Source organism: Lentilactobacillus sunkii DSM 19904 (assembly GCF_001435575.1).
Taxonomy (GTDB): Bacteria; Bacillota; Bacilli; order Lactobacillales; family Lactobacillaceae; genus Lentilactobacillus; species Lentilactobacillus sunkii.
Genome location: NZ_AZEA01000001.1, coordinates 177029 through 194241, shown reverse-complemented (window position 1 = coordinate 194241; position 17213 = coordinate 177029). Strand labels below are relative to the sequence as shown.

Sequence of the window (17213 nt, the reverse complement as noted above, 5' to 3'; positions counted from 1 at the left end):
GATTCTCGGGTTAAATAAGGGAACTCCACACATGTTAAGTAGTACAATATAACCAATAAGAAAAATGGAGGAAATTCGATGTATAAAGCGGTTGTGTTTTTTGACTTGGATGGGACACTTTTTGACAATGAGAAAAATGTGTCTGACGAAAATGTCGCAGCTATCAATGAATTACGTGAGAATAACATTCTTCCGGTTATTTCTACCGGTCGAAATATTTTTGAAATTCAATATGTGATTGATGCGACCGGAATTGATTCACTGGTAAGTGCCAATGGAAGTTATGTGCAATATAATGGCAAGAAGCTCAAGGCTGAAAAAATCAGTGATGATGTGATTGAACAAATATTAGCATTTGCAAAAGAGCAGGGGGATGTGATTTCTTTTTATAACAATAAAGAATTTGCGCTCACTGCAGAAAATGACATGACCAAAGTTAATTATCGGTTATTGAGATTAACGCCTCATGTTGATCCTGAATTCTATAAGCACAATGAAGTTAATTTCTTAAACGTCTTTAATTACGATAAGGATAAGCTTTATCAAGATAAGTTCAAAGGCGAGCTGGCATTGGTTCGAAACAATCCCCGTTGCTTGGATACGATGAAATGGGGTGTTTCGAAACAAACAGGTATTCAAGCCTTGATGAAAAAACTTGATTTAGGCGATATTCCTTCTTACGCATTTGGTGATCAGATGAATGATTTACAGATGTTCTCAGAAGTTAAGTTTCCAGTTGCAATGGGCAATGGCGTTCCCGAAGTTAAGGAGAAAGCATCATATATTACCAAATCAAATATTAATGGCGGAATTGTGAATGGTCTGAGACACTATGGACTGATCAAATAATTTCCGACAGCAAAGAAGGGGCTGTGACAAAACTAACGTTTTGCTCACAGCCCCTTTGAATTTCTCCTGTTATATAGCCATAACGTGTGCCAAAAGGCCGCTTCGTAGGTTATGCCACGACGGCCATGAAATGCCTAGCCTACTTGGCAGAAGCAAAATCGCCTTTTGGCACACTTCATTCTTTTGGTTATCGATATGAAATCGTTATTAGTTCATTTGCGCTTCAATGTTAGCAAGTGTCATTTCTGATGTATCTTCAAAATTAATATCAGCATCTTTCAAAATTTGTTTATCACCAATACCAATTGAAGTTTCACCGGCAGCATTGATCGATTCAACCCCTGCTGCAGCATCCTCAACACCAATGCATTGCTCAGGCTTTAAATCAATTAATTCTGCTCCTTTGACATAAATCTCTGGATCGGGTTTGCCTTTGCTCAAAGTTTTAGGATCGACGATTTTTGGAAAGTAGTCGGTTAAGTTTAGCTTTTGGAGGACCTTGGGTGCATTCTTTGATGCTGAAGCGAGTGAGAGAAGGTAACCACCATTTTTAATTTCGTCAAGAAAATCCTTGATCCCAGGCAAAATGTTTGCTGGTGTCATTTGATCAACCAACTTTAAATAGTTGGTATTTTTTTCGGTTGCCAAGTCCACCTTTTGTTCATCAGTGTAATTGTCCTGCAAATTGCCAGCTTTCAAGATCATTTCCAGTGAATCCATTCGGCTGATCCCTTTCAATCCATCTTCGAGTTCTTTGGACCAAGGGGCACCAACCTTATCAGCAACTTGATGCCATGCTTGACTGTGGAAGACTGACGTATCGGTAATCACACCATCTAAATCGAACACAAAACCTTTAATATCTGAATATTTTGCCATTATTGTTCACTCCTCATTATTTATACGTGATCGTCGTCATCTTATTCTTGTTAAGGGAATAACCTTTTTTAGCGACGCTGATATGGTTATCTGCATCAGCGGTGACGTCGATTCTGTGGTGACCAATCACGAAGTTGTAATTAATGCCTTGGTAGGTTTCTTTAAATGAAATTTTATTCCAGATGCTTGGCAGGTGAGGGTTGATCGTGACTTCATTGCTGTCAAATCGAACACCACCATAGCATTTGGTCTCGATCTGAAGGGTTGCACCCATAACGCCCAAGTGAATCCCTTCAGCCGTTGTTCCACCTTGAATATCATAATAGTCGGAGAACAGGGCCGTCGAGAACAGCTGCCATGACTGGTCCATGTTGCCGTCGATCTGATCAAGAACTGAATAAACGATTCTTGAAAGTGTTGAACCATGGGTTGTTCGATCGAGGTAGAATCTTAAGTTGGTGGTAAAGAAGTTTGCTGGAAGCTTGTATCCCAAACGGTTGATAACTTCTTGGACTTCATCAAATGGCAATTCATAATATGCCATCAACGTATCAGCCTGTTTTGCAACCTGATAGGCATCAGGCGATTTGCCTTCACCTTTAAGAAGCCGATCAATTCTGGAAATATCGCCATACTTCTTCCGATATGAGTCAAAGTTCAGTTTGGAAAGATTGAAGTATCCTGAGAATTGACCAATGATTCCTTCATCGTTGATATCCAAACGAAGCTTATGGTCGATGTCGTTCATTTTATCCAGCAAGTCACTGCTAAATCCGGCTTTATCGCTTGCTTTCTTCAACACATCTTGGTTTTCTTTAGAAACCAATGTATTTACTTTATCGAACAACCAGGAAACCATTATGTTCGTATAAGCATTGTTGGTCAGGCCGTGGTCATTGGAGTTTGGATATTCTTCATGAAATTCATCTGGTCCCATGACGTGATGGATATCGTATCGATCAGCTGATTTGTCGTAGTCGGTCATACTTACCCAGAACTTGGAAATTGATAGAAGCATTTCCAGTCCGTACTGATCCATGAATTCCTGGTCACCGGTAATATGCACATAGTTGATAATATCGTAAGCGACAGAGATGGATACATGGCGTTGAAGGCGGCTGTTATCAGGATCCCACTCGCCGCTTACTGGGTTCAAGTGGACAAATTGAGACTGTTCATCACCATACATTCCTGACTGCCAAGGATACATTGACCCTTGTTTGTCTTCAGATTCGGCATACTTTCTTGCTTCTCCAAGACGATTGTAACGATATAACAGACATTGTTTGGCGATTGCAGGGTAGTGGATTGCATAGAATGGTAAATCAAACGTGACATCCCAGAAAATATGGCCACGATAAGCTTCACCATGCAGCCCACGAGCACCAACCGAGGCATCGAGCTTTCCGGATGCAAGTGCGGCACTGGTAACCAGCATGTGGAAAATATTCACCCGCGTTAACTTTTGACTGGTTAAATCATTGTCAATGATGATGTCTGAATGCTGCCAAACGTTGGTCCAAAACTTTTGACTATCTGATAGGGTGTCATCAAATGATGATGCGTCCAATTCTTTTTGTGCCTGGACTTCCAAATGGGTATCTTCATCCTTTGAGGTAAAGATGGTGACATTTTTTTCGAATTCGTATGATTTTCCAGGTTCAACGTTGATGCTTAAAGTCTGTTCAACTTTTCCTTCTTCAGTCGTGGTATCGATTAGTTTCTTTGTTTCAACACTTTGACTGTCAAGCTTTGAGTTAATCACAAATTGAACGTGGGAATTTTTTGTTTGACCGGTCATGGAAACTTGATTATCATGAGCTGACATGCCAATGACATCAATATGATGCTGATCAAAATCCTGGTAACGTTCAACATTACCATTGATGACGTTGCCGTCAATCCCGGAATAAATCTGTAAACTACCGGAGAAATTGATTGGTTTTAATTCGTACTTGATTGCGTAACGATGCCATTCATTCATATTGGCAGCTTTTGTTGCCCGAACTTGGATGATATGTCCAGTGGATAGTTGAATATGAAGGGTCGTTGTCAAAGCACCGGTTTTTAAATCAAGACTTCGATAAATATCTTGAATATCGGCTTTTTTAATCGTAAACGGTAATTGATGGTCAACACCAAAGCTGATATATTGGGCGTTTGGTAAGTTAACCAAGTCTTCGTTGACAACATCACGATCATTAATTTTGGTAGTGAGCTGGTTATAGACACCAGCAACGTACAAGCCGGGGTAATTATCCTTGTCGGCGTGCGACTCGACATAGGCACCACGAAGGCCAAAGTAGCCGTTACCGATGGTCAGCATTGCTTCTTGGCCGTAGTTTCGTTTTCCAGCATATTCGCCATAATAATCCAAATGCCACTTAAGGTATTCTTCTTTTTGGGCGACGGCTTTTTCCAAACCGACTTCCTTGATCTTTTGTAAATTAACAACTGGAATATTCATCATATTGGCAATTGCCAAACCAATGTCGATTTTTTGATGATTAATACCGATGATAGTATCTGAAAACTCATAGTTGAGTGAGTTTTCGATGATGGCTGCATCAATTGGCAGACCGGTTAAGGCAGCTTTGATGTTTTCAAGATTATCACCAATTGAAAATTTGGGGTTATATGTGATCATAAACTTTCGAAACGGCGGCTTGTTGGAATCTTCTGAATAATTGAGTTCCATGACCCCGTCGCGGGCCCTAATAGCAAACGTTCTCATAACAAAACCTCTTCTCAAATTTTGGGAAATAAACGAATCATTCACGTCTTTAATTCTAGCCCACACGGTATACAATCGCAATGAATTGGCGTTTTTGAATCGTTATCGGGATCTCTTTGGCTGACTTATTCTCTTTCTTTTAACAAATCACGAATTTCTGAAAGTAGTACTTCTTTGTTATCAATTGCAGGTTTCGTCGGTTGGCGCTTGATGACTTTATTAATCATTTTGATTAAGAGAAAGACGACGAACGCAACGATAATGAAGTTGATTAGAGAGTTGATAAATGCACCATACTTGAAAGTGGCACTGCCAACTTTAAAGGCCAAGTTGGAAAGATCCATTTTTCCTAAAAAGATGCCAATTAATGGATTGATCAAATTATTTGTAAGGGAGGTGACGATGCCGGTAAATGCACCGCCAATAATGACACCAACAGCCAGGTCGATAACGTTTCCTCTGGCAATGAACGCTTTAAATTCTTTTAGCATAATAATGATTCTCCTTTCAAAAAGTTAATTTATATAGCCACTATCATTATATCGATTTCGAATATGAGATTACAAACTGTAACTTTACCAATTGAAACGTGAATTCCACCGGGAAAGTATGATAGTATGAAATAAGAAATTTTACAGGAGAATTAATTTGAAAAAGAATCGATTATTCTTGATCATCGCTGCCGTAATCATCGTGTTGGCGGTTGCATTCTATATAACGAAATCATGGCATATGTCAGTTCTGTCATTTGCCTTAATCTGGTTAATCGCGATTATCATCATCCGATTGATCCTGACGCCGCTGGTTGTGATGATTGTCCGCGCCCGAGATGAGAAAAAAGCTCGACGAGAACAAGAAGAGAGCCAAAAAAAGGATGATCAATAACAACTTTTACTGAAGGGGAATTGTATGAAGAAGGATTGGTTTCAAAAGTTTTTCATATCAACCGGATTGGCAATGTTCATATTGTTGGGTTCCTGTGTTTCGGGAGCCCCGCAGGCCCAGGCAAAGACGACCAACGTTTCAGACTCCAAACAACAGTTGGTTGATATTGTGCTGCGTCCAAAAAGCCAAAAATCATTACATAAGTTCGTTTATGATTCTGTGAATCCCAGTTCTTCAAGTTACCGAAGTTTTGTAACGCCAACAACGTTTTCCAAACGATTCGGGCAGAATTCAAAGAATGTCAAAGCTCTCCAGACTTATCTCAAAAAGCACCATTTAAAAGCTTCAACCTACAAAGGCAACCTAATTATGGTTGTCCAAGGGAAAACTAAAAATATTGAAAAAGCTTTCAAAGTTAATCTGGTCAATGTTAATAACGGTGAAGTGAAGTATCAAAAGGCAAGCCGAACGCCAAAATTACCAAAACGGCTTTCCAAATCAGTGTATACAATATTTGGATTATCAAATTATTCGCTATTTTCATCTTCTAAAACTCAATATCAGCCAACGTCACTACACAGCCGGCTGACTAACTCGTCGGTGTCAAATACCTCTCAAAAGTACTCCCCAACCAGATTTGTCCGCCGTTATAATCTTCAGTCGCTGTATGACAATGGTGCAACTGGCAGGAGCAAGACAATTGGGATCATTTCCTTTGCCAATTTCCATCCCAACGATGTGTATCGATATTGGGATGATGAGGGAATTGATGTTAAATCCAACCGTTTAAGTGTTTACCGTACCAATCATTACAAGGGAACCTGGGACGGTTATGATGAAACCACCATTGATGTTGAGCAGGCGGGCGCCATTGCACCCGGAAGCAATATTCGAACATATATTGCCAGACCAAACATTACGGGTATGGTTAACTCAATTGCTGCGGCAGTTGGTCAAAACGTTGCGGATACTTTATCGCTGAGTTGGGGGCAAAGCGAAGCCCAAGTTGCCTATGAAATGAAGCAGGGAATTACTCCGAAAAAGTATAATCAAATTATGAATCTGCTTTTTGAACAGGCGGCTGCACAAGGGATGAGTGTCTTTACCGCAACTGGTGACAACGGTGCGTATGACGGCATCACCACCGGACTGACTTCCGGCTTGTCCGTTGATACACCTTCGAATTCTCCGTATGTGACCGCGGTTGGTGGAACAACTCTACCAAAGACGTACACTGTCAACAAAAAGAAGGTTACGATCACAAAAGAACGGGCATGGGGTGCTGATTTCCTATACCCAAACTATAAGCATCAACGATTCTTCGGTAATCTGGATATGCTCCAAAGCTTTTTTGCCGGTGGTGGCGGTGGATTCAGTAAGTATAATGCCACTCCAAGCTACCAAAAAGGTGTCAGTGGTGTCGGGACTTATAACGCCACCGATTTATGGAAGTTCAAATATGGTCGCCCGGTATTGCTTAAAAAAGCCGTCAATAAGAGCGGCAAGTCAAGCGGCAGAAATTTACCGGATGTTTCAGCGAATGCCGATCCAAATACCGGTTACAGTATGTTTATAACACCGAAAAATAATCGCAACTCAAAAGGGCAGTGGCTGATTACCGGTGGGACCAGTGTGGTTGCTCCTCAAATGGCTGCAGCCAGTGTATTGATGTCTGACTTCAATACCAATGGGCGATTAGGTTTTTGGAACCCGCAGATCTATCGATTCGCCAAACGGTCAAATTCACCGTTTAATCCGCTGGACAGTCGGACCAATAATACGAACTTGTATTATACCGGGCAGCCTGGCAAGCTTTACAACCAAGCGACCGGATTAGGGACAATTGATTTTACAGCTTTAAATAAGGCTTTTAATAGTTAAGGAGTTAGCGTATGGAAGATACCAGAAAGTTAACATTTGGCGATTACTTCGAAAGAATCATGATTTTTATTGGCCTAATCGTTTTAGTAGGAAGTGTTCAGCTCCCACTGATGTTTATTGCTCAAGGGAGACTATCTTCAATCGGTAATTATGTTGTGGCAGCTGTTTATTTATTGGGATTTTTCATTTTCATCTGGCTGGCACGATTTGCTTATCGAAAATATGGCCGGTATGAAGTTAAGCGGGTGACCTGGCAAAATGTCAAAATGATTGTTCTTGCGTGGGCAGGCTTTATCTTACTTGAAATTGTATTAGGCAATCTGAATAGAGTCGTGTACCATGTGACCCAAACTGACAACAACCAGGAGATTCAAACACTCTTGACGAGTAATCACTTAACTTTGATTCTCATGGGGTTCACTGCAATTTTTTGTTCACCGATTTTAGAAGAAACAATTTTTCGTGGCTATTTAATTACCGCTTTCTTCAAATCAAGCAGCAAATGGCTGCCAATAGTTGTCAGCGCCGTGGCATTTGCATTTCCCCATATGGATCCTAATTTTGCTCATTTTAATGTCATTAGTTTCCTGACGTACGCAATTTTGGGTGGGGTTTTAGCGTATTTGTATATAACAACTAAAAATTTAAAGGTCTCAATTGGTTTACATTTCTTGAATAATTTAATCGCTGTCGGTGCGATGATTGTGTCGATTCTATATATGTAAAGTAAATTTGGAGGTGTCTGTGATGGGACTATCAGTTAAGCTTTTAAACGATGTTTCGGACGGAGTAAAAGGAAAGCGAAACCTCATTACCGATGTTGCCGGCGTGCAGGTTGGCCAGGTGACGGTTGATCAAGGAGACGTTCACAGTGGGGTTACAGCAATTTTGCCGCACCCAGGGAATCTTTTTAGGCATAAAGTTCCCGCTGCCTCTTGTGTGATTAATGGTTTTGGTAAAAGTGTTGGATTAGTTCAAATTGATGAGTTGGGAACGATTGAAACGCCGATTTTATTGACGAATACATTTGGCGTGGGCACAGCTCTCAATGCACTTACTAAGCAGATGCTGGCTCAAAACCCTGAAATTGGTGATTCAACCAGTACAGTTAATCCGATTGTGATGGAATGTAATGACGGTGATGTTTCAAATATTCGTAAGATGGCAATTACTGAGCGAAATATTACCGATGCTCTGGCTGATAGAGGCCTTACTTTTGAAGAAGGTGCTGTCGGTGCCGGCCGGGGGATGATGTGCTACGACTTAAAGGGTGGAATCGGTTCATCGTCCAGAGTGGTGACCGTCGATTCGAAGCATCAATATACAGTTGGTTCACTGGTAATGACCAATTATGGGTATCTGACTGATTTCATTGTCAATGGTGCCCCGGTTGGTGCGCCATTGGCCAAAATGCTCGCAGAAGACAAAAAGAAAGAAGAAAAAGGGTCGATTATTACAATTTTGGCAACCGACGCACCGCTGAATTCCCGTCAGCTGAAACGAATGGCAAAGCGGGCAACGGTCGGAATTAATCGAACTGGTGGGTATATTGGTAACGGAAGTGGTGAAATCGTATTGGCTTTTTCAACAGCCAATCAAGTTGATCACTTCGAAACAACTGAATTTGATACAGTTACCAGATTTAACGATAATCAAATTGATTTATTCTTCCGTGCGACTGCAGCTGTTGTCGATGAAGCGGTATTAAGCTCAATGGTTCATGCCGAATCTGTGGTGGATAGAAAAGGCCGCTTGCGATTGAATTTGGTTGATGCATGTCGAAAGTTGACCGAGCAACATCCGGAGCATATTCCAATGGTAACACGGGCATTGGCACAGCTTGGGGTGGTTTTATGAGCTCTAAAGTTTTATTAAATGCTGGGAACATTAATCAACTTGCCTGGGGAGCTATTAACGGATGTGAGGCAGCCAGTTTGCTTGAAGGGCTCCATTACCAGCAACGGGCTCTTAAGTTGAGTTATGGCCAATTTTTACTCCAGATGCCTATCAGTGAAGATGCCAATCCTTATCATGGGTTTGGTGGTTCACCATTTAAAAATCAGCCAGGCAAATTTGAAGCCATTTTTACCAGACCGTTGATGTGGTGGGGTAGCCAATATGGCCGATTACAAGAACTTTCAGGCGCCGATCCTAAATGGCTGTATACTTCTGTATATGATCACAATCCCGTTCTAACCTTTGTGACTGTTCATTTTGAGGCCCCAGAATGGGATCAATATCCTTTTGGAATGGTACCATCGAACAATCATGCAGTGCTTTTAGACGGAGTTGATGTTGATCGTGTTCATGTGAGCGACCCAATTGATGGGCAATACTGGCTCACAAAAGCCAAGTTTGAACAAATTTATAATGCCCGCCGAATGGCAATTACAATTAATAAGTAAAATTCACATCAAAATCGCATATTTACACAGGCTTTCTGAACTTAATATTAGAAAAAGCCTGTTTTTTTTATGTTTTTATGCTAAATTAGAATTAAGATTCATTTGTTAGGAATTTTACATATTTGGAGGAGGATACATCATGCATTTATCTCGTGGAGTAGCTGCACTTGCCGGTGTAGCAAGCATTGCATTGATTCTGGCTGGTTGTGGCCAAAATTCTGGTCAAGAAAAAAAGACAATTACCACATCAACTGATTCCGAACTTACAACGGTTGATCCGTCAAAGACAACCGCCGTTGGAACGTTCAACGTCCTGAATAACGTCGATGAAGGGCTAGTTCGGTTAGGTAAGGATAGTAAAGTTGAACCAGGAATTGCCAAGAATTGGACCGTTTCCAAGGATGGTAAGACCTATACCTATAATCTCAGAAAAGGTGCCAAGTGGAGTAATGGTGATCCAGTGACTGCCCAAGACTTTGTTTATTCTTGGCAGCGGACTTTGAATCCAAAGACCGCATCACAATATGGTTATCTTTTCTCCGGTATCAAAAACGCTGACAAAATTCAAAATAAAAAAGCAAAAGTTTCCAAATTGGGGATTAAAGCAGATGGTAAATATAAACTGACAGTGAAACTTGAACAAAGAATTCCATACTTTAACTTACTGATGGGCTTCCCTGTATTTTTCCCACAAGATTCTAAAGCCGTTAACAAATATGGTAATGATTACGGAACTTCGTCAAAGACCCAGGTCTATAATGGTCCATTTACATTAACCAAATGGACGGGTACCAATAATACTTGGACTTTAAAGAAGAACAAAGATTATTGGGACAAGAAGTCAGTCAAGCTGGACAACATTAAGTTTGAAGTTCAACCTGATACATCAACTGTCTGCTACCCAGGCTAAACAAATGGGTAACAAGAAGGATATGATTTCACGTAAACAGTCTTCCAACTACTACATTGCAGTTAACCAAAAGAACAAAGTTTTCAAGAACTTAAAGATCAGACAAGCAATGTCAATGATCATCAATCGAAAAGTTTTGGCTAACAAAGTGATGGGTGGCGGCGCCATTGATAATAAGAGCTTTGTTTCCGATGGACTCGCTGTTTCGCCTAAGAACGGAACCGACTTTACCAAGGATACTACTGCACCTGCATCCATGAGTTACAATCCAACCAAAGCAAAGCAGCTGTTCAAAGAAGGCTTGCAAGAAGTTGGCCGCACATCCCTTCACTTCACATTGTTGAACTCTGATGGAAGTGATCAGAAGCAGTTAAGTGAGTACCTCCAAAGCGCCTTACAAAAATTACCTGGATTAAAGGTTACATTGAATAACATTCCTGGTCGGGCAATTCTTTCCCGTCAAGCTGAAGGTCAATTTACGGTAACGGTTGCCAACTGGTTTGCTGACTTCTCCGACCCAATCACATTCCTGAATATTTTGACTTCAAACAATCCAAGCAACATCTCCGGATGGAAGAATTCACAATACGATTCATTAATTAAATCAAGTAATGCTGACGACGGAAGCAATGCAAATGCCCGTTGGGATGATATGGTCAAGGCACAGAACTTGGCATTAAAAGACCAGGCTATTATTCCACTTTATCAATCAGGTGAAAAATGGATGGTTAACTCAAAGGTCAAGGGTATTGTCTATAACACTGCCGGTGCCAACTACAATTTCAAGGAAGCTTACGTTAAGTAAACAATTAGGAGTGACATTTATTGGAACCCGTTATTAAAAGTATTGAGGTAAAAGAGGCTGCGGTTCCTTTAAAGCGACCGTTTAAGACCGCTTTGAGGACAGTAACGACCGCCCAGACTTTGATTGTCAAGATTACCGCCAGTGACGGTAAAGTCGGATATGGTGAGGCTGCCCCAACTCCTGTCATTACTGGAGATACATTACCCAGTATCGAAGAAGCGGTTAATAACGTTATCGGTCCGAAAATTATCGGTATGTCATTAACCAATGCGGAGGATATTAAAGCAGTCATTGACCAATCCATGGTGCATAACTCAAGTCCCAAGGCTGTTTTGAACATCGCAGTGAACGATTTGCTTGCCCAAATGTATGGGGTTCCTTTATATCAGCTATTAGGTGGGCATTCCGATAAGATTACAACAGATTACACTGTTAGTGTTGGCTCAACAGATGAGATGATTCACCAGGCGGAAGATTTAATGGCACAGGGTTTCACGACCTTAAAAGTTAAAGTGGGCAGCGATTCGGAACAGGATGACCTTGATAAGGTTGTTGCGATCCGAAAAGCAGTTGGTCCTGAAGTCAATATCCGCCTGGATGCCAATCAAGGCTGGCATCCCAAACAGGCTGTTGCGGCGATTAACCGCATGCGTGACCTGAATTTGGGTATTCAGCTGGTTGAGCAACCAGTTAAAGCAGTGGATTTTGATGGGATGGCATACGTGACTGCCAATACGACGACCATGATTATGGCGGATGAAAGCATCTTTTCAGTTGCTGATGCTGCCAGAATGATTGAGATGAATGGTTGTGACATCATCAACCTTAAATTAATGAAGGCTGGTGGAATTGACAATGCATTGAAGATTAATACACTTGCTGAAACTGCCGGGATTCCATGTATGGTTGGTAGTATGATTGAATCGTCGGTATCAGTGACTGCTGCCGCTCATTTGGCCGCGGCTAAGCGAAATATCAAGTATGTTGATCTTGATGCCTCAATGATGTTTACCAGCAATCCCGTAGCCGGTGGAATTATTAACAACCGAAATGAAATTACTTTTCCCAAATTACCGGGATTAGGATTTGAATAAGAAATGGATCGTATTGGGTAGTTTCAATGACAGCACCCATGCGATCCATTTTGTATACTTAAACGCCGTCTTACTGGCGAAAGGACTATAATATATGTATACTAAAAATTAGTGATATTGATCAATACGAATGGAGGTGCTCAGATGGAAACAAGACGTGTAAAGGTTCCAGCTGCAACTATCTGGAAATCTAAAGAATCGCCAAGAAAAGTTGATGAACCAGCTTTGAATGGTGATGTAAAAAAATGGGTTCAACAAATGAGTGATGAAGAATCAGTTGCATTGTCAGATGACGACTTACTTCAAACCCAGGCTTTGTTTAACGACGAAGTGATTGTTGATCACTTTGATGGTGACTGGGCAAAAGTATATGTGCCAAGTCAAAAGGATGATTCTGATTCGAGGGGTTATCCCGGCTGGGTACCTACAAAATTGCTGAGTGAGAGTCAAATCAGTTATCCACCGGTAACCTCAATCGTGAGAATAGCTGTTCGCACAGCCAACTTGTATGATGAAAATAAAAAACCGGTACTTGAAATCAGCCTTGGCACGGTTTTGCCGCAGACAGGTGTCGATGGCGATTTCATCGAAGTTGTGACACCTCTTGGAAAAGGTTATATTGATAAGTCAGCGGCTACATTGCCATTTGTTGGCGACAATGCTGGCGAAACGATGGTCGAGATGGCCCGCCAGTTTCTTGGAGAAAGATATCTTTGGGCCGGTACCAGTTCATATGGTTTTGACTGCTCCGGTTTTGCGTATACCCTTCACAGGGTTCTCGGATTCGATATTCCACGAGATGCCGATGACCAACAGGAGAGTGGTCTGCCATTAGCTCCTGAAGAAATTCAACCAGGAGACCTCGTGTTCTTTGCGTATGATCACGGTACAGGTTATGTTCACCACGTGGGCATGTATATTGGTCATGGTAAAATGATTGAGGCCCGAACTCCAGGCGCCAAAGTTGATATTGCTGAATTGACTGAGCCTAAATTTGCTTCAGAGTTTGCCGGTTTCAGGAGATATTGGCGATGAGCAATGAATTGTCTGACAAAATCGATCAGATTTTGTCAGGATCGCAATATGACTATGGTCTATTGATTCGGATGGATGGACAAACATTGGTTGAACACGAGAGTCAAATGTCATTTCCTTCGGCGTCATTGATTAAATTGGCAATTCTTGCCGATATTTTAGACAGCGGAATTGATTTGAATCAAATGGTTCCTGTCAGTGCCGATCAGCTTGTCGGAGGAGCGGGGGTTTTGCAGCTGTTAGAACCACGTAAATGGTTGTTAAGGGATCTGCTTGCGTTGATGATCAGTGATTCTGATAATTCAGCTACAAACGTTGTGATTTCTTTGATTGGTATGAAGCATGTTCAGACCTATCTTACCGATAATGGTTTTCAACAAACTAAACTCAACCGGTATTTGATGGATGGCCGTTCCCTTGCCCTTGGCATTGATAATTTCACCAGTGCAGCTGAGAGTTTACAACTCTTACAATCAATTCTCACTCATGGTAAAGCTGTCACATCATGGTTTGCCGATCAACAATTTAGATATAAGCTGCCCGGAAATTTTGATGAGTCAAACGAACCTGTTGCTATATACAATAAGACTGGTGAAGGTTATCTTATTGATCATGATGTTGCGAGACTTGTATATAACAACAAACAAGTTGACGTTGCAATGCTGACTTCAGGATCCTTGAGTCGAATGGATACACTGAATCAATTCAATCATGTTGGTCAAGTCCTTCTTGATTGGCTCAAGACACTATAAACATTAGAACGATTAATATTTAAGATGAACAAAATATTCAGTCCTGATCACTAGGTGATTAGGACTTTTTTGGGTTTAAAAAAAACCAGCGGTCATTGCCACTGGTTCGTTTTACTGCAGATTTAAATTTCAACGTTTATCATAATTTGGCAATCATCTTGAGGGCTTCTTCAATTTTGTCGTTTGAGACATTGCCATTCTCATCCAAACAATGCCGAATATTCTCCGCTACAACCAGACCCATCACTTTATCAAGGCTGGATCGAACGGCCATGAGTTGAACCATAGTCTCTTGACATGACTTGTCATCATCCATCATTTTTAAAATGCCACGAATTTGTCCTTCTGCTCGTTTCAAGCGGTTGGTAATTTTAGGATCACACGCCATGGATCTATCCTCCTTAATGAACGATTCTTTCCGGGTAAGCTGCACGATATGTTAAAAACGCGCCATCTAAGTTTTTAACATGATAACCATCATTTTTTAAAATCCGTTCAGCAAGATAACTGCGTTGGCCACTTCGACAACTGACAATAATTTGTCGATCCTTTGGTAATTCATTTAAACGATCTCGCAGAGAATCTAGGGGAATGTTCACCGCATTTGGCAGCTGACCGTCACGGATTAATTCTTCAGGAGTTCTAACGTCAACAAGGTAGTCACCGCTTTTGACTGCTTCGTCCACTTGATCGAATTGAATGTTCTCAGATAAGCCATCCAGCAAATTTTCACCGGCATATCCAATCATATTGACGGGATCTTTTGCGGAACCAAAAGGTGGGGCATAACTGAGTTCAAATTCCGGCAGATCTGTAATGCCCATCTTAAATTTGATTGCGACTGATAAGACATCTATCCGTTTATCTACGCTCTCAGCTCCAACGGCTTGAGCACCGTATAATCGACCAGTTTTGGCGTCAAACATCACTTTTAGTGAAAGTGGCTTCCCCCCCGGGAAATATCCGGCATGACTTGAATTGGTTGTATGAACGGTCATAAAGTCAATTCCGGCAGCTTGAAGCTGTTTGGTGTTCAAGCCGGTTGATGCAGCAGCGAGGCCAAACACCCGCACAATTGAGGTCCCAATCCCGCCCTTGTTAAGTCGGTGCATCCCCATAATGACATCGGCAACTTGGCGTCCCTGCCGATTAGCAGGAGATGCCAGAGGGATTGAAGTCAAATGATTTGTAATCAATTGTTTAACCAGGATAGCGTCACCCACGGCGTATATATCCTGCTTGGATGTTTGATAGTGACTATCAACGATGATTCCACCGTGATCACCTGTCTCAATCCCGGCTTCTTGAATCAATGTGGTATCAGGATGAACGCCAGTTGCCAGGATGACAATGTCGGCGTCAATAATAGTCCCGTTACTGAGCTTTAGCTGATGTCCTGAAAACTTTTCAACTCGGGTGTTTAGCTTGATATCGACACCGTTCTTGGCTAATTCATGATTCACGATGCCGGCCATTTCAAAATCCAAAAATGGTAACACATGGTCTCCGGCTTCAATCAAGGTCGTGTGAAGACCACGATTTGTCAGATTTTCAGCTGCCTCTACACCAATTGATCCCGCACCGATAACGACCGCCTTTTTGGGGTCGTGTTTGAGATTGTTCATAATTTTGTCGACATCCGGAATATTTCTTAACGTAAAGACATTGTCTGCGTCAGACAGACCGGCAATATCTGGGATAACTGCCTTTGAACCGGGTGAAAGAATCAACTTGTCGTAATCTATAATTGCAGAAGTTCCGTTATGCGTAGCCGTGATTTGATGATCATCAGGGTTGATCTGCGTCACTTCGGTATTGGGTCTGACATCGATTCTAAATCGCTTGTTTAATTGTTCTGGGCTTTGGACAATCAGATCATTTCGCTGACTGATTTCGCCTGAAAGGTAATAGGGAAGCCCGCAATTTGCAAATGAGACATAGGGACCCTTGTCCAGCACAATAATTTCAGTATCTTCAGATAATCTTCTTAAACGGGTAGCCGCTGACATTCCACCAGCGACGCCACCAATTATCACAACTTTCATTAAGGCATCCTCCTAATTTTGAACGGGACCGTTCCAAGCGTTCATCCCACCTTTAACGTTAATGACGTCATAGCCGGCTTTGGTAAGGTACTTCGCAGCTCGCATGCTCCGCGCACCAGACCGGCAAATTAAGTACCAAGGTTCATGAAGTTTCTGATTTCCTGTCTGTTGATCCAACGTTGACAATGGCAGGTTGACGGCAGACGGAATATGCCCACCTTGGTATTCGAAATCTTCTCTGACGTCCACGATGGTTGGTTGATTGTTTAATTGTTCTTGAAGCTCTTTTGTAGAAATAGATTTAACTTTTGTAAATAACATTAAAATTCTCCTTTATATACCCCTAGGGGTATCTTCTGCTAAGTAGAATAACTTAAATATTTAAATTTGTAAATGAGGAATACAAAAAAGCATCGCCTTTTAGCGATGCTTCCAAGATGATTGTTATTGGTGTGAGGAATCCACCGTTAAATATGTGACTCGTTATAGTCGTCCAATTTAGTTTCAATCGTCGACATTGTTTGAGAGCAGGCGGCTTTTTCTTCAGGTGTGAGGCCGAGAATGTCAAAACAATTGTTCACACGATCAAAAACATCGTCACGTTTATTTTGAGCATCTTCCGTCAATTCAATGATAACTGTTCGTTCGTCAGATTCGCTTCGGCTGCGAGTGATCCAGCCATGGCTCTCAAGACGTTTGAGTAAAGGGGTTAAAGTTCCGCTGTCCAAATGCAGATATTCACCCAATTGTTTGACGGAAAGTGGGGCATATTGCCAAAGAGTCAGCATGGCAATGTACTGGGGATAAGTTAAATCAAAGGGCTTGAGTGCCTGCTGATAAAAATGATTGAATTTTTTATTGACTGTATATACTTGAAAACACAACTGTTCATCCAAGTGAATTTGTTTGGTTTTAGGCATAATTTCAACTCCTGTAAGT

At 41.5% G+C, this 17213-nt stretch carries 16 protein-coding genes and 1 pseudogene; 10 read left to right on the top strand and 7 right to left on the bottom strand.

Going from position 1 to position 17213, the window contains the following annotated elements:
• Positions 1–78: 78 nt before the first annotated feature.
• A complete protein-coding gene (locus tag FD17_RS00970; RefSeq protein ID WP_057822834.1) occupies positions 79–849 on the top strand; it encodes a Cof-type HAD-IIB family hydrolase in 771 nt (256 codons plus the stop codon).
• Between the two features lie 207 nt (positions 850–1056).
• Here the strand turns inward: FD17_RS00970 and pgmB are convergent, their stop codons facing one another.
• The 3 genes from pgmB to mscL all read right to left on the bottom strand — a co-directional run bounded on the left by pgmB (position 1057) and on the right by mscL (position 4953).
• Positions 1057–1728 (bottom strand): beta-phosphoglucomutase, encoded by a 672-nt coding sequence (pgmB, locus tag FD17_RS00965; RefSeq protein ID WP_057822833.1) that lies wholly within the window; start codon positions 1726–1728, stop codon positions 1057–1059.
• A gap of 16 nt (positions 1729–1744) precedes the next feature.
• Positions 1745–4462 carry a glycoside hydrolase family 65 protein gene (locus FD17_RS00960; protein WP_057822832.1) on the bottom strand — a complete coding sequence of 906 codons (2718 nt, stop codon included), beginning with the start codon at positions 4460–4462 and terminating at the stop codon, positions 1745–1747.
• A gap of 125 nt (positions 4463–4587) precedes the next feature.
• Positions 4588–4953 (bottom strand): large-conductance mechanosensitive channel protein MscL, encoded by a 366-nt coding sequence (gene mscL / locus FD17_RS00955; protein ID WP_057822831.1) that lies wholly within the window; start codon positions 4951–4953, stop codon positions 4588–4590.
• A 157-nt stretch (positions 4954–5110) separates the two neighbouring features.
• Here mscL and FD17_RS00950 point away from each other — a divergent pair, with 157 nt between their 5' ends.
• From FD17_RS00950 to FD17_RS00910, 9 genes and pseudogenes are all read left to right on the top strand, one after another.
• Positions 5111–5347 carry a hypothetical protein gene (locus tag FD17_RS00950; protein WP_057822830.1) on the top strand — a complete coding sequence of 79 codons (237 nt, stop codon included), beginning with the start codon at positions 5111–5113 and terminating at the stop codon, positions 5345–5347.
• A gap of 24 nt (positions 5348–5371) precedes the next feature.
• Positions 5372–7228 carry a S53 family peptidase gene (locus tag FD17_RS00945; protein WP_057822828.1) on the top strand — a complete coding sequence of 619 codons (1857 nt, stop codon included), beginning with the start codon at positions 5372–5374 and terminating at the stop codon, positions 7226–7228.
• Between the two features lie 11 nt (positions 7229–7239).
• Positions 7240–7953, top strand: coding sequence for a CPBP family intramembrane glutamic endopeptidase (locus tag FD17_RS00940; RefSeq protein ID WP_057822827.1), 714 nt, complete (start codon positions 7240–7242; stop codon positions 7951–7953).
• A 22-nt stretch (positions 7954–7975) separates the two neighbouring features.
• Positions 7976–9085 carry a P1 family peptidase gene (locus FD17_RS00935; RefSeq protein ID WP_057822826.1) on the top strand — a complete coding sequence of 370 codons (1110 nt, stop codon included), beginning with the start codon at positions 7976–7978 and terminating at the stop codon, positions 9083–9085.
• On the top strand, positions 9082–9633 hold the full coding sequence (locus FD17_RS00930) for a C39 family peptidase (protein WP_057822825.1): 552 nt from the start codon (positions 9082–9084) through the stop codon (positions 9631–9633). Before FD17_RS00935 ends, FD17_RS00930 begins: the two co-directional genes overlap by 4 nt.
• A gap of 139 nt (positions 9634–9772) precedes the next feature.
• Positions 9773–11348: pseudogene (locus tag FD17_RS00925) on the top strand (peptide ABC transporter substrate-binding protein).
• Between the two features lie 20 nt (positions 11349–11368).
• The gene (locus FD17_RS00920) at positions 11369–12442 is read left to right on the top strand and encodes a dipeptide epimerase (RefSeq protein ID WP_057822823.1); all 1074 of its coding nucleotides are present in this window, start codon (positions 11369–11371) and stop codon (positions 12440–12442) included.
• 144 nt (positions 12443–12586) lie between these two features.
• The gene (locus FD17_RS00915) at positions 12587–13477 is read left to right on the top strand and encodes a C40 family peptidase (RefSeq protein WP_057822821.1); all 891 of its coding nucleotides are present in this window, start codon (positions 12587–12589) and stop codon (positions 13475–13477) included.
• Complete coding sequence (locus FD17_RS00910) at positions 13474–14229, top strand: serine hydrolase (protein WP_057822820.1); 756 nt, start codon at positions 13474–13476, stop codon at positions 14227–14229. Before FD17_RS00915 ends, FD17_RS00910 begins: the two co-directional genes overlap by 4 nt.
• A gap of 139 nt (positions 14230–14368) precedes the next feature.
• On the opposite strand, the gene FD17_RS00905 is transcribed toward FD17_RS00910, so the two are convergent.
• The 4 genes from FD17_RS00905 to FD17_RS00890 all read right to left on the bottom strand — a co-directional run bounded on the left by FD17_RS00905 (position 14369) and on the right by FD17_RS00890 (position 17194).
• Positions 14369–14617, bottom strand: coding sequence for a metal-sensitive transcriptional regulator (locus tag FD17_RS00905; protein WP_057822818.1), 249 nt, complete (start codon positions 14615–14617; stop codon positions 14369–14371).
• Positions 14618–14630: 13 nt separating this feature from the next.
• Positions 14631–16274: an FAD-dependent oxidoreductase gene (locus FD17_RS00900; RefSeq protein WP_057822816.1), complete on the bottom strand. Its 1644-nt coding sequence runs from the start codon at positions 16272–16274 to the stop codon at positions 14631–14633.
• Between the two features lie 12 nt (positions 16275–16286).
• The gene (locus tag FD17_RS00895; RefSeq protein ID WP_057822814.1) at positions 16287–16595 is read right to left on the bottom strand and encodes a rhodanese-like domain-containing protein; all 309 of its coding nucleotides are present in this window, start codon (positions 16593–16595) and stop codon (positions 16287–16289) included.
• Between the two features lie 146 nt (positions 16596–16741).
• Positions 16742–17194, bottom strand: coding sequence for a MarR family winged helix-turn-helix transcriptional regulator (locus tag FD17_RS00890; protein WP_057822813.1), 453 nt, complete (start codon positions 17192–17194; stop codon positions 16742–16744).
• Positions 17195–17213: the final 19 nt, after the last annotated feature.